The sequence below is a fragment of the Enterococcus sp. DIV1083b genome, assembly GCF_051713705.1.
GTDB lineage: Bacteria > Bacillota > Bacilli > Lactobacillales > Enterococcaceae > Enterococcus_D > Enterococcus_D casseliflavus.
Map to the genome: position 1 here is coordinate 1158326 of NZ_JBIOQJ010000001.1, position 13183 is coordinate 1171508.

11 protein-coding genes are annotated in these 13183 nt (G+C 43.5%); 10 read left to right on the plus strand and 1 reads right to left on the minus strand.

Features of this window, described 5'->3' with window-relative positions; translation table 11 throughout:
- The first annotated feature begins 28 nt into the window (after positions 1-28).
- Positions 29-1405, plus strand: coding sequence for a TrkH family potassium uptake protein (locus tag IGI69_RS05380; protein WP_373192893.1), 1377 nt, complete (start codon positions 29-31; stop codon positions 1403-1405).
- A gap of 43 nt (positions 1406-1448) precedes the next feature.
- Here the strand turns inward: IGI69_RS05380 and IGI69_RS05385 are convergent, their stop codons facing one another.
- Positions 1449-2105 (minus strand): hypothetical protein, encoded by a 657-nt coding sequence (locus IGI69_RS05385; RefSeq protein WP_373192892.1) that lies wholly within the window; start codon positions 2103-2105, stop codon positions 1449-1451.
- A gap of 308 nt (positions 2106-2413) precedes the next feature.
- On the opposite strand from IGI69_RS05385, the gene IGI69_RS05390 reads away from it, so the two are divergent.
- The 9 genes from IGI69_RS05390 to IGI69_RS05430 all read left to right on the plus strand — a co-directional run bounded on the left by IGI69_RS05390 (position 2414) and on the right by IGI69_RS05430 (position 13086).
- The gene (locus IGI69_RS05390) at positions 2414-2785 is read left to right on the plus strand and encodes a MarR family winged helix-turn-helix transcriptional regulator (protein ID WP_438739966.1); all 372 of its coding nucleotides are present in this window, start codon (positions 2414-2416) and stop codon (positions 2783-2785) included.
- 171 nt (positions 2786-2956) lie between these two features.
- Positions 2957-4069, plus strand: coding sequence for an NADH-dependent flavin oxidoreductase (locus IGI69_RS05395; RefSeq protein ID WP_086373150.1), 1113 nt, complete (start codon positions 2957-2959; stop codon positions 4067-4069).
- 170 nt (positions 4070-4239) lie between these two features.
- On the plus strand, positions 4240-5550 hold the full coding sequence (locus IGI69_RS05400) for an ABC transporter substrate-binding protein (protein WP_086294907.1): 1311 nt from the start codon (positions 4240-4242) through the stop codon (positions 5548-5550).
- A 30-nt stretch (positions 5551-5580) separates the two neighbouring features.
- Positions 5581-6465 carry a carbohydrate ABC transporter permease gene (locus IGI69_RS05405; protein ID WP_074535050.1) on the plus strand — a complete coding sequence of 295 codons (885 nt, stop codon included), beginning with the start codon at positions 5581-5583 and terminating at the stop codon, positions 6463-6465.
- Between the two features lie 21 nt (positions 6466-6486).
- Positions 6487-7302 (plus strand): carbohydrate ABC transporter permease, encoded by an 816-nt coding sequence (locus tag IGI69_RS05410; protein WP_015509354.1) that lies wholly within the window; start codon positions 6487-6489, stop codon positions 7300-7302.
- A gap of 241 nt (positions 7303-7543) precedes the next feature.
- Positions 7544-8590, plus strand: coding sequence for a hypothetical protein (locus IGI69_RS05415; protein WP_179190655.1), 1047 nt, complete (start codon positions 7544-7546; stop codon positions 8588-8590).
- 227 nt (positions 8591-8817) lie between these two features.
- On the plus strand, positions 8818-9654 hold the full coding sequence (gene licT / locus IGI69_RS05420) for a BglG family transcription antiterminator LicT (RefSeq protein ID WP_074535051.1): 837 nt from the start codon (positions 8818-8820) through the stop codon (positions 9652-9654).
- A 116-nt stretch (positions 9655-9770) separates the two neighbouring features.
- Positions 9771-11642: a beta-glucoside-specific PTS transporter subunit IIABC gene (locus IGI69_RS05425; protein WP_086294909.1), complete on the plus strand. Its 1872-nt coding sequence runs from the start codon at positions 9771-9773 to the stop codon at positions 11640-11642.
- A 16-nt stretch (positions 11643-11658) separates the two neighbouring features.
- Positions 11659-13086, plus strand: a complete 1428-nt coding sequence (locus tag IGI69_RS05430) for a 6-phospho-beta-glucosidase (RefSeq protein WP_142967785.1) — start codon at positions 11659-11661, stop codon at positions 13084-13086.
- Positions 13087-13183: the final 97 nt, after the last annotated feature.

Consider the following 13183-nt stretch of genomic DNA (forward strand, 5'->3'; position numbering starts at 1 on the left):
CATTGGTTTTTGCAAAAGGTCAAAGGAAATGAAAATGAAAAAAAAAAATCGTTTGAAAAAAAAGCTGGCATCGCAACGCTTTTTGATTCCGCAGATCGTCACACTGGTCTTCGTTTTGCTGATATTGGCAGGAACTGGCTTGCTGATGCTGCCGGCTGTCACCCAAAGTGGTGAAGGCACCAACTTTTTAGATGCGCTGTTTACTGCCACATCGGCTGTTTGCGTGACGGGTCTTTCGACCTTGACCGTAGCCGATCATTACAACCTGTGGGGCCAAGGGATCTTGCTGATGCTGATTGAGATCGGTGGGATCGGCTTCATGTCGATTCCCGTCTTCTTTTACATCTTGGCGAGAAAAAGAGTCCATCTTAGTACTCGGATGATTTTGCGGGAATCATTGAATCTGGACCGAATGTCTGGAGAAATCCATTTGGCATGGTACCTGATTCGGATCGCCTTTTTGATCCAAGTCAGTGGGATCATCTTGCTGGCTTTTGCATTCGTGCCCCGTTTTGGTTGGGAGCAAGGCCTTTGGTACAGTGTTTTTCATGCGATCTCGGCCTTTTGTAATGCTGGGTTTGATTTGTTCGGCAACAGCATGGTAGGGTTTCAAAACGACCCATTTGTGCTGGGGGTCGTCAGTTTCTTGATCATCGCAGGTGGTCTGGGGTTTCTCGTTTGGTTCGATCTCCTGCATACGGCGTCCAAAAAAAGGTCCCTGCATAGCCGCTTGGCATGGATCGCTATGATCGTTTTGGTGGTTTTTGGAACGGCAGGGTTCTTTTTGACCGAAGCCAATTCACAGTTGATCACGGGTGACTCGGTCATCGAACGTTTTTTCCAATACCTCTTCTTAGCGGTCACCCCAAGAACCGCTGGATTTTTCAGTATTGATTACGGACAAATGAGTCAAGCAGGCCTGATGCTGACGATGATTTTAATGTATATCGGCGGCACCTCTGGATCAACTGCTGGGGGATTGAAGACAACGACATTTGCGGTCTTGATCATCAAGATCCGCAGCTTATTGAAAGGGCGCAGTCGAGCGGAAGTTTTTGGTCGCACGATCAAAGAATCTGCTGTATCGCGTGCCTTTACGTTGTTCTTTCTTACCTTGACGTTATGCTTCGTAGCGATTTTCTTATTGTCGATCACTGAGCGTATGCCGCAAACCCCAAACTTTGGGTTGCCAACCATTGCCTTTGAAGTTTTTTCCGCTTTTGGAACGGTGGGATTGACCATGGGGTTGACGCCTTACTTGTCGGTTTTTGGCAAACTTTTGATCATTTTTTTGATGTTCATTGGTCGAGTCGGCATCATGACCGTTGCTTTTTCATTGATGAAAAAAGCCAACAAACAAGAAGCTGGCTATAAATATCCTGATGAAACCGTGATGATCGGGTAACGAAACAGGGAAACGAAGCGTGCTTCGTTTCCCTGTTTTTCGTTTATTGAAGTACTTCTAACATCACATCTCGTTGGTCATCGCTGACATTTCCCGCATAGTTCGGCGTGATCAAAGATAGACCACCCTCCTTATTTGTAAATAGGTACAGGTTTTGGTTAAAATCAGGATTGCTATTGGGTGTGATCTCTTTTGCAAAGGTCAACTGGGTATTCACTTTTACTGTACGAATCCCATTGTCATTTGCTGAAAAGATGCGAATCTCCTTTGTCGCGATCGTATCGACTTGTGCTTCATAACTAATTCTGTCGGGAATCGAAATGATCATTGGAGTCGTATTTTGAATCGTGACAGTATCTGGTACATTGAAACCGTTGAAGTGAAAAGTCAGTGTAGGGCCATATTGGGAAAGATCAACGGCATATGGAAACTCGTTGGAAGCTGAGCTTGCTGTCGTTTGCATTGCGTCAGAGTGGTCCGTCGATTGCTGGCTTGTGGTCGAAGTTTTTGAAGTAGAGGTTGACGCTAAGGAGCTGCTTTCAGTCGTTTGCATCTTCGTACTTTGCTTGCTTTCAGTAGATACAAGACTCTGACTTAGCTCGCTGGTTGATTGCGCGGTATCTTTTTCGTTGTTACAACCTGTCAAAAGCCCCAAACTGACTAACGTCAGTGTCCCAATCAAAGAAAATGTTTTTTTCATCGTTTGCTTCATCCTTTCCTTAGAATACTAGAACATCTAAAACAAGCAAATTATTGTGTCGGAATGCACAATTTTGCTGATATAGTGCTTAAATATTCTTTGGTGTTAAAGCTATTGTAGTATAGAATATTGAGAAAGAACAGGAAGTTTTTGCTGAATTTTTCGTCAATTCTATCATAAAACATTCATGAACGCCCGCAGTAGCTGGCTAATTTTGTATAATAAAGCGTTAACCTTTTCTGGCGACTTGCGTAACGCGGGGATCTAGATTAAAATACCTTGGTATAGAAGAATGGGTGGTGAAGAGGATGGAAAAAGAACGGATGGGGCAATGGTTAGCCTTTACGAATCAGCATCAAGCGATCGAAGCTCGTTTGGAGCAAGCCCTCAAAGCAGAAAGCAATCTGTCTTTGAATGAGTATTACGTGCTTTATTACTTAGAAAAGACCCCCAATCATAGCATGCGCCTCAATGATTTGATCGCCCATTTTGATCTGAGTCAAAGTGCGATGTCACGTATGATCATGCGCATGGAAGACAAGCTGTGCGGTGTGATCGAACGGCATTCTTGTCAAGATGATAAGCGGGGGATCTATATTGATTTGACCCAATCAGGGGAAAAGAAACTGCATCGTTCAAAAGTCGTTTTTGAAAAAGTCTTGGAGGAAATGCTAGACTAATGATGTTTTTCACTTGTTTTCTCCTTGATTCTTTTGTAATATAGATGCATGTGCATGTATATTTTGATAAAGGGAAAAAGATGCACCGATTTGCTTTAAGGATCTCCTTGAAAAACTAAGCCAGTCAGATCCACAAAGCGAAATGAATCCAATGGAAAAGGTGGGAAACCCATGCGAAATGTAACAGACAAAGCAACATTTAAGCGCGGATTGCAGTTGAAAAATCGAATCATTATGGCACCAATGACGACCAAGATGTCCTTCTTTGATGGGGTGATTACGAAAGATGAGTTGGCTTACTATGGCTTACGCTCTGGGGAAGTCGGAGCAGTCATCACAGCGGCAGCCAATGTCCAAGAAGATGGCAAGGGCTGGGAAGGGGAATTAGGCGCTTACGACGATGCCTTTTTACCTGGATTAAGTAAATTAGCCAGCACCATCAAAACCAATGGGACCAAAGCTATTTTACAGATTTTTCATGCCGGTCGGATGACGGATGACTCGGTCCTACGAGGAACACAACCGATTTCTGCTAGCGCAGTTGCTGCCGAACGACCAAATGCCCAGGTTCCCCGAGAAGTCACAGTAGATGAGATTTTAACGATTATTGAAAACTTTAAAAAAGCTACCGAACGGGCGATCAAGGCGGGGTTTGATGGCGTAGAACTCCACGGAGCCAATACGTATTTGATCCAACAATTCTTTTCTCCGCACTCAAATCGTCGATCCGATGAATGGGGTGGCTCACTAGAGAACCGTTATCGTTTTATTGAGAAGCTCGTCGATGAAGTATTGGAAACAGTGGACCAATCAGGTGTGAAGGAGTTTATCGTCGGTTATCGTTTTTCACCGGAAGAATTCGAAGAACCAGGGATTCGCTTTGAAGATACGTTGTTCTTAGTGGACCAACTGGCAGAAAAAGGATTAGACTATCTGCACATCTCCCTTGCGGATTATACCCGCAAATCGATTTCAAAAGCGTACCAAGAAAAATCGATGTTGGCGTATGTCTATGAAAAAATCGCTCAGCGGGTTCCTTTGATTGGTGTAGGGGATGTCCGAACATCGAAAGATGCCGCGGGATTGCTAGAACATGCAGACTTTGTAGCAGTGGGCCGGGCATTGTTGATCGATCCTCATTGGGGACAAAAAGTCTTAGACGGTCAAGATGAGTTGATCCGCACCACGGTTTCTACTTACGAACGTGAGGAACTCGTATTACAAAACGGCGTTTGGGGTTTTATGGAAAACATGATGCCAGATCGACTAAATGAAGAAAAATAAGCAGACAACCACCTTCGCCTTGGGCGAAGGTGGTTTTTTGGTAAAACGAGAGGAACGATCCGATTATTTTCAATTATGACCATCATTCTTTATAATTGGTGTAACGGAAAGCGCTTACTTTATTTTTATGCTGATGGGGATGAGGAGAGAATCATATTGGAGGGAGAAAAATGAAAAAAAGTGGCTTGTTCTTGCTAGTATTTTTCACAGGGTTGTTATTTGCTGGTTGTGGAGGAAATCAAGAAACAGCAGATTCACAAGATTTTGCCAGTACAGATGAGAATACGCTGACTGTTTGGGCTTGGGACACAAATTTTAATATTCCAATTATGGAAAAAGCCGGGGAATATTACAATGCGGACAATGATGCAATCGACCTTAATGTCGTCGAGATGTCCAACGAGGATACCAAGCAAAAAATGGTTTCATCCTTTACTTCAGGGGTCTCCGAAGGTTTGCCAGACATCGTTTTGATGGATGACTATGATGTGCAGAACTATTTGCTAAACTACGAAGGAAAATTTGCAGAATTATCGGAAGACATGGACTTTGACCAATTTGCTCCTTACAAAGTAACGAATGCGACCTATCAAGAAGGCGTTTATGCGGTTCCCTTTGATTCAGGTTCTGCTGGACTCTACTACCGCAAAGATTATTTAAGTGAAGCGGGGATTGATGAAAGGGAACTCACCAATCTAACCTGGTCTAAATTTGTGGAGATTGGTGAGACAGTCAAAGAAAAAACGGGGAAATGGTTCGTCGCGTTTATTCCAAATCGCGGCACTCATTATATCCAGATGGCAATGCAGTCAGCCGGATTATGGTATTTTGATGAAGACGGAAACATATTCTTGAAAGACAATCCTGCTATTCGTGAAATGCTGCCAATCCTGAAGAAGATCGAAGAAAAAGAGTTGGCAAAACCAGTAGATTATTTTGCGCCAGAAGGGATCGGTGCAGTGACGAGTGGAGAAGTGGCGGCAGTCAATTCAGCCATCTGGTTTTCAGCGACGATCCGATCCGCAGAAGATCAAAAAGGAAAATGGGGCTATACGAATCTTCCCCAATTAGAGACAGTGTCTGGAGCGACACCTTACTCGAACTTGGGTGGCTCTAGCTGGTTGGTGCTTAATGACTCACCAAATAAAGCGTTGGCCATTGATTTTCTCAAACAAGAATTTGCTGGGAATGATGAATTCTATCAAGAGATTTTAGTAGAAAATGGGGCAGTGGGGACTTACCTACCCTCACAAGAAGGAGAAGCTTATCAATATGAAGATCCTTTCTTTAATGACGCCCCGATCTATAAAGATTTTTCCAGTTGGATGGCGGACATCCCCGCCGTTGATTACGGGGTAAATACCCAAGCGGCAGTGGATGCCTTGCGTGGGGGAATGCAAAGCTATTTTGATGGTGCCATGTCCTTAGATGATATGTTGACGGAAGCAGAAAACACCTACAAGATGCAAGTCGGCGAATAGCCGACTTGTGTTGCTTAAGGAGTGATGAATATGCAAAATACGATCAGAAAAAAGCGCCCCAAAAACCAACAAGTCTGGGGATTTATTGGCCTTTCTTTAGTATTCAGTAGTGTCTTTTTGCTGTATCCCATCGTTTATTCCTTATACCTTTCCCTGCATCGGATGCAGGGACTGCAATCGGTTTTTGTCGGTTTCGGCAATTACCTGCGCATGCTGCAGGATACGATTTTTCAAAAAGCTTTACTTAATAATTTTATCTTTCTGATCTTTCAAGTACCAATCATGGTGTTATTGGGTCTTCTGCTAGCGTTTGTTTTGAACACGCCGAAGCTTGTAGGACGCTCCTTCTTTAAATTGGCGTTGTTTCTACCCTGTGTCACCTCGCTGGTTTCCTATGCAGTTTTATTTAAAATGATGTTTCAAATTGGCGGGATCGTTAATCAAGGGCTGCTGAACATTGGCTTGATCACGCAACCGCTAGATTGGCTAAATAATCCGTTTTTAGCAAAACTGACCGTTATTATTGCCCTGTGCTGGCGTTGGACAGGCTATAACATGATTTTTTATTTGGCAGGATTGCAAAATATCTCGGATGACACTTTAGAAGCTGCTGCGATCGATGGGGCGAATGGGTTTCAAAAGTTCTTTTTCGTAGTGATCCCGCAGCTGAAGCCGGTGATCGTTTTTACAACCATCACCTCCACCATTGGGACGATCCAGCTCTTTGATGAAGTGGTGAATCTAACAGGTGGTGGCCCATCCAATGAGACGTTGACTGTCGCCCAACTGATCTATAATCACTCCTTTGTCTATACGTCAAATTTTGGGTATTCGGCTACGCTGTCGTGGGTCTTAGTGATCATCATCGCTCTTTTATCTGTGATCCAGTTGAAACTCTCGAAAACGAATCAATAAAAGCGATAGAAAGGAGCAGCTATGAAAGTTACTTTAAGTGGATGCATAAAATATGGTTTTTTACTGATCGTCTCGTTTTTTTCGATTTTTCCGTTTTACTGGATGATGGTGGGCTCTACCAATACCGCCAATCAAGTTGCCGAAGGGAAGCTGACTTTTGGGAATCAGCTAGCAAGCAATTTTCAGGTGCTGTTCAGCAATTACGACATCCCATTGATCATGTGGAATTCCATCAAGATTTCATTGATCACCGTCCTTGTCAGTCTACTGGTCACTTCTTTGGCTGCCTTTGGATTTGAGAAGTTTCGAACGCGGGCGAGTGAAGGGATTTATGCGGTTTTTCTGCTATGTATGATGGTGCCACTGGCAACTTTGGTGATCCCGTTGTTTAAAATGATGGCAGGAATGCAGCTAGTCAATCAGCACGTGGCGGTCATTTTGCCATTGGTCAATAACCTGTTTCTGATTTTCTTTTTTCGCCAGAACTTCAAGTCTTTTCCTGACGGTATTTTAGATGCGAGTCGCATCGAGGGGGCAACAGAGTACACGATATTTTTCCGGATCGTTTTCCCTATGATGCGCTCGACCTATGCTGCCGCTGCCATCTATGCCTTTATGAACGCATGGAACAGCTATTTGCTACCACTGGTCTTTTTGCAAACGGAAAGTCGTCAAACCATGACATTGCTGATTTCCAATTTATCGTCAGCCAGTTACGTACCAAATTATGGCGTTCAAATGCTGGCGATCGTGATTGCAACGATCCCAACGTTGGTATTGTTTTTGTTTATGCAAAAAGGCTTTGTGAAAGGCATGACCGGTTCTTTGAAACTATAAGTAGCAATAACCAGCTTGGCTACTTTTCCATAAGGTTGGGGAAGGCTTGACGCAGGGGGTGAAATAGCTTTCCTCAGATAAAAAACAATTGCCTTGAGAGGCATTATTTTAATAAATAGTCAAACAATTCAGATTCATTCATTTTTCTTACAAAAAGATAGCGCAAGTCGAGTTGATTGATAAAAAAACAATCAGTTGTTAGACTGAATACAGGTTAAAAAAACAAAAAGGGGATGTAATGATGAAAAGAGGATTCAGAAATTATTTAGGTTCAGATGAGCGGGAGGCAGGCTACAATTTGTCTTGGGGGTCTATCTTTGCAGGGGTCGTAACATTTATCGCATTGTTCATGACACTGTCAATGATCGGCTCAGCAATCGGTTTTGGTTTGGTGGAACCAACATCAAATAATCCATTAGATGGTGTTGGGACAGGATTATTGATTTGGACAGTCATTACCTTTGTCTTGGCATTATTCGGTGCTGGTTTTGTTTCAGGTGTGGCGGCTCGACGTGTTGGATTGGTTCATGGTTTCTTAACATGGGCAACTAGTATGATCGTGATGATGGTTATGCTCTCTTACTTAACGATCGGTGCATTTTCTGTAGTCGGTTCACTTTTAGGGAACGTTGCTTCTGCTGTTGGCAGTGGCGTTGAAACAGTTGCCTCAGGTGCTGGCGATGTCGCTTCAAAAGCCTTCGATGAAATAACAGGAAACATGGAAGACGTCAATACAGATGAATTACAAGCGAATGTCAATGATGTTTTACAAGATACCGATGTTCCTGAATTACAACCAGACTACTTGCAAAATCAATTGTCTGATGCGACGAACGACATCAAAGATGCCGGCAAAGACATTGCAACGAATCCAAATGATGCTGATAAAATCATTGATGATTTAGCAAGCAAATTACAAGATCGTGCTACAACGATCGGTGATTCAGTCGATAAAGAAGCAATCTCAAATGCAGTGGCTCAAAACACAGATCTAAGCCAACAAGAAGCAGAAGAAGCAACGAACAATATCGTGAACGGCTTACAAGATGCTTCTGATGAAGCGCAAAAACAAATCGAAAATGCGCAACAAAATCTTGAACAAGCCAAACAAGACATTGACCAAGCAGTGGAAGACGCTCGTCAAAAAGCGGAAGAAGCAAGTGATGCAACAGCCAAAGCATCCATTTGGGGCTTTGTGGCAATGGTCTTAGGACTCGTTCTTACGTCAATCGGTGGTATGGTGGGTGCAAACTTAGTCAAAACTGCTGACCACGAAAATCGTATCTAATTCATCTCTCACAAAGAGAGTTAGTGAGCCATAAACCAGTGAACAGCGTTCTGCCAAAGACTCAAATGGCAGCAGCGCTGTTTTCTGCTTTTAAACAAGCGGTTAAAAATCCCCATTGACGAGTGATTTTTCTCATGCTACACTGGCTCTGAGGATTGTTACCGCTTTAGGCGGGCTATACCTATTTTTTTGTGTGAAGAAATCTAAAGAAGAATAGGGTCGTTAAAATGAACGTAACAAAAGTGATCAATAACAACATTGTGATTTCTGAGAATGAGGAAAAACAAGAATTGGTCGTCATGGGCAAAGGCTTAGGCTTTAAGAAAAAGCCAGGCGATGTGATCGACGATACCAAGATTGAAAAAGTCTATCTCAGTACACAAGAGTGGAATGTCACAAAACTAACCCAATTACTTTCTTCTATCCCTATCGAACATATTCAAGTAGCGAATGAGATCATCAGTTTTGCAAAAGTTTCCCTTGGGAAAAAATTGAGCGAAAAATTATTTCTGACGCTGACCGATCATATCAATTATGCTATCGAGCGCTATCAAAATGGCATGGAAATCAAAAATGCCTTGCTATGGGAAATCAAGCGGTTTTATAACCATGAATACCTCATTGGCAAAGAAGCGTTATCGATCATCAAAAATCGCTTGGCGATCGAGCTGCCAGAAGATGAAGCCGGCTTCATAGCATTGCACATCGTCAATGCGGAGTTGGATATGGCGCAGGTCAGTCAAGTATCGGAAATGGCGAAGATCATTCAGCATATCCTAAACATCGTTAAATATCATTTTTCAATGGAGCTTGATGAGTATTCATTGAACTACGAACGCTTTGTGACCCATTTGAAATTTTTTGTCCAGCGCTTATTCAGCGGAACAAAGCTCGATGATGCAGGAACCGGCAGTTTTATTTTTATGTTGAAAGACCGCTATATGAAGGAATATGCGTGTGCGCTGAAAATCAGCGACTACATCAACAAAGAATTCGGTAGACCGTTAGAAGAAGACGAATTGATCTATTTAACTATACACATCAAACGAATAACAAGTGCTTAGGATTGTTACTGGATTGGCAGGCTATACCTAAATGAACTCCCAAGGGGTTCGTTTAGGTATTTTTTTATGTTTTGACACACGAAAAGCAAACGAAGGACCAAAATAGGAGGAACGACATGAATTACAAAGAGTTAGCAAAAACGATCATCACCAATGTTGGTGGGGAAGAAAATATCCAAAGCTTGACCCATTGTGCGACCCGCTTGCGCTTCAACTTGAAAGATGACAGCAAACCACAAGAAAGCACTTTAAAACACACACCAGGCATCATGGGTGTGGTCAACAAGGGCGGACAGTACCAAGTGATCATCGGCAGTGATGTTGGCAATGTCTACAACGAAATCACTGCCCAAACCAATTTGACTAGTGATCAAGAAACAGAAGAAGACGATCGGGGACGTGTAGCGAAAATTATCGATACGATCACTGGGATCTTCACCCCGATCTTGCCAGCCATCACGGCAGCTGGGATGTTAAAAGCGGTCCTTTCGTTGTTGGTGGTCTTCAATGTCTTGACGGCAGAAAGTCAAAGTTACCAAATCCTAAACTTTATGGCAGATGCTGCGTTCTACTTCTTACCGATTCTACTGGCTGCTTCTTCTGCGCAAAAGTTCAAAGCCAACATGTATCTGGCGATGATGGTGGGTGGAATTTTACTGCATCCCAACTTCATCGGTATGGTGACAGCAGTCAATGAGTCAGGTGGCGGCATCCATTTGTTCGGTTTGCCGATTTCACCAGTGACCTATTCATCATCGGTGATCCCCATCATCTTAAGTGTCTGGTTCATGTCTTACGTTGAACCGATTGCTGATAAGGTCTCACCAAAAGCAATCAAATTCTTTAGCAAACCGTTGCTGACGATCTTCGTCGTAGGGACGGTAGCATTAGTTGCTTTAGGTCCTCTAGGCTATATGATCAGTGAAGCGATTTCCGCAGGGATCCAAGCCTTAGAAACGGTCAGCCCATGGATCGTTCCGTTATTGATCGGTGCCTTCACCCCATTGTTCGTGGCAACGGGTACCCACTATGGATTGGTTCCTATCGGTATCAACAACCGAATGACCACAGGTTATGATACAGTGATCTATCCTGGCATGCTGGCTTCAAACGTCAGTCAGGGAGCTGCAGCTATCGGCGTTGGTTTCAAATCAAAAGATTCTACGATCAAACAATTGGCATTTTCTGCAGGTCTGACAGGTCTATTCGGCATCACTGAACCAGCGTTGTATGGGGTCAACTTACGGTTTAAAACACCTTTGTATGCAGCAATGATCGGTGGCGGATTTGGGGGTCTGTTTATGGGAATCATGCGTGTCCGCAATTTCTCAGGCGGTTCACCGGGCCTATTGACTTTGCCAAGCTATATCGGCGATGACACCTTACGTCATTTGACCAATGCCTGCATTGGTGCGGCAATCAGTATCGTGGTCACATTTATTGCGACATTATTCTTATACAAAGACCCTGTTACAGAAGAAGCACCTGAAGCAACACCAGCAGACAAAGAGCAAGAACCAACCCATCAAATCAGCGGCGCGGAGATCAAAGCACCTTTAAAAGGGGAACTAAAAAGCCTGCAAGCAGTCAATGACGGCATGTTTTCAGAAGAAATTCTTGGACAAGGGGTAGCGATCGAGCCAACCGTTGGAGAAGTGCTAGCACCAGTCAACGGGACTGTCACAGCAGTCTTTGATTCCAAACATGCCATTGGATTGACCAGTGAGGAAGGCATTGAGCTGCTGATTCACGTGGGGATCGATACAGTGCAATTGAATGGCGAAGGCTATGCCTATCAAGTAGAAAAAGGACAAAAAGTGACAGTTGGCGATCCTTTGATTACGTTTGATATCGAGTTTATCAAAGAAAAAGGTTATCCAGTGATCACGCCGATCGTTATCACCAACAGTGCAGAAGTTGGCGACATTTTGACGGCAAACAGTGGTCCGATTACGTTTGGCGATCAAATCATCAAAGTGATCGGCTAAAAAAGGAGAATAAGACATGGGATTTCCAGAAAACTTTTTATGGGGCGGCGCTACAGCCGCCAATCAATGTGAAGGCGGTTTTGATCAAGGGGGGCGTGGACTTGCCAATGTCGATGTGATTCCGACTGGCAAGGACCGACGAGCAGTCATTACCGGCAAGCGTGAGATGCTTGCCTTTGAAGAAGGGTATTTCTATCCAGCAAAAGAAGCGATTGATATGTACCATCATTTCAAAGAAGATATCGCCTTATTTGCGGAGATGGGCTTTAAAACCTATCGTTTATCGATTGCTTGGTCAAGAATTTTTCCGAAGGGCGACGAAGAAACCCCTAATGAAGAAGGCTTGCGCTTTTATGAAGAACTGTTTTTAGAATGTCGAAAATACCAAATCGAACCTTTGGTGACGATCACGCATTTTGACTGTCCGATCCATCTGATCAAAGAATATGGCGGTTGGCGCAACCGTAAGATGATTGCCTTTTACGAAAACCTTTGTCGGGCGATCTTCACTCGCTACAAAGGATTGGTGAAGTACTGGCTGACCTTTAACGAAATCAATATGATCTTGCATGCCCCGTTTCTCGGTGCAGGGCTGACCTTTGCTGAGGGCGAAAATGAAGAACAAATCAAATACCAAGCTGCTCATCATGAGTTAGTCGCTAGTGCGTTGGCAACAAAAATCGCCCACGAGATCGATCCAGAAAACAAAGTAGGCTGTATGCTGGCAGCGGCTAGTTATTATCCTTACAGCTGCAATCCGAAAGATGTCTGGGAAAGCAAAAAAAGCGATCGCGGCAACTATTTCTTTATCGATGTGCAATCGCGAGGAGAATATCCAAATTATGGTTTGAAGATGCTAGCGGAAAAAGGAATCACTTTGGAGCAAACCGCCGAAGATACGGCTTTATTAAAAGCCCATACCGTCGATTTTATTTCCTTTTCTTACTATGCCTCTCGGGTCGCTGCTTCAGAAGATTCCGGTGTTGAAAAAACGGAAGGCAACTTGTTCCCGACCATTAAAAACCCGTATTTAGAAGCGTCGGAATGGGGCTGGCAGATTGATCCGCTTGGTTTGCGGATCACGATGAATGATCTTTATGATCGTTACCAAAAACCGCTTTTCATCGTCGAAAATGGTCTAGGAGCGGTGGATACACCAAACGAAGATGGAAAAATCAATGATGTGTATCGCATCGACTATTTACGTGCGCATATCGCTGCGATGAAAGAAGCCATTGACCAAGACGGTGTTGAACTGTTGGGCTATACTTCATGGGGCTGTATCGATTTGGTTTCTGCAGGAACCGGAGAAATGAAGAAACGCTATGGCTATATCTATGTCGATCGCGACAATGAAGGCAATGGCACATTAGCCCGCAGCAAAAAGCAATCCTTTTATTGGTACAAAAAAGTGATTGCCTCAAATGGGGAAGATTTGGCTTAAGCCAGTTAACCAACGATTATTTTTAAGGAAAGAAACGCCAACGGAACAGAACTGCTCTTGGAAGCTGTCTGGTTCTGTTGGCGCTTTTCTTATTTAA

Bases quoted from the DNA above. Each gene is read 5' to 3' on its own strand.
- IGI69_RS05380 (WP_373192893.1), top strand. From the start codon at position 29: ATGAAAATGAAAAAAAAAAATCGTTTGAAAAAAAAGCTGGCATCGCAA.
- IGI69_RS05385 (WP_373192892.1), bottom strand. From the start codon at position 2,105: ATGAAAAAAACATTTTCTTTGATTGGGACACTGACGTTAGTCAGTTTG.
- IGI69_RS05390 (WP_438739966.1), top strand. From the start codon at position 2,414: ATGGAAAAAGAACGGATGGGGCAATGGTTAGCCTTTACGAATCAGCAT.
- IGI69_RS05395 (WP_086373150.1), top strand. From the start codon at position 2,957: ATGCGAAATGTAACAGACAAAGCAACATTTAAGCGCGGATTGCAGTTG.
- IGI69_RS05400 (WP_086294907.1), top strand. From the start codon at position 4,240: ATGAAAAAAAGTGGCTTGTTCTTGCTAGTATTTTTCACAGGGTTGTTA.
- IGI69_RS05405 (WP_074535050.1), top strand. From the start codon at position 5,581: ATGCAAAATACGATCAGAAAAAAGCGCCCCAAAAACCAACAAGTCTGG.
- IGI69_RS05410 (WP_015509354.1), top strand. From the start codon at position 6,487: ATGAAAGTTACTTTAAGTGGATGCATAAAATATGGTTTTTTACTGATC.
- IGI69_RS05415 (WP_179190655.1), top strand. From the start codon at position 7,544: ATGAAAAGAGGATTCAGAAATTATTTAGGTTCAGATGAGCGGGAGGCA.
- licT (WP_074535051.1), top strand. From the start codon at position 8,818: ATGAACGTAACAAAAGTGATCAATAACAACATTGTGATTTCTGAGAAT.
- IGI69_RS05425 (WP_086294909.1), top strand. From the start codon at position 9,771: ATGAATTACAAAGAGTTAGCAAAAACGATCATCACCAATGTTGGTGGG.
- IGI69_RS05430 (WP_142967785.1), top strand. From the start codon at position 11,659: ATGGGATTTCCAGAAAACTTTTTATGGGGCGGCGCTACAGCCGCCAAT.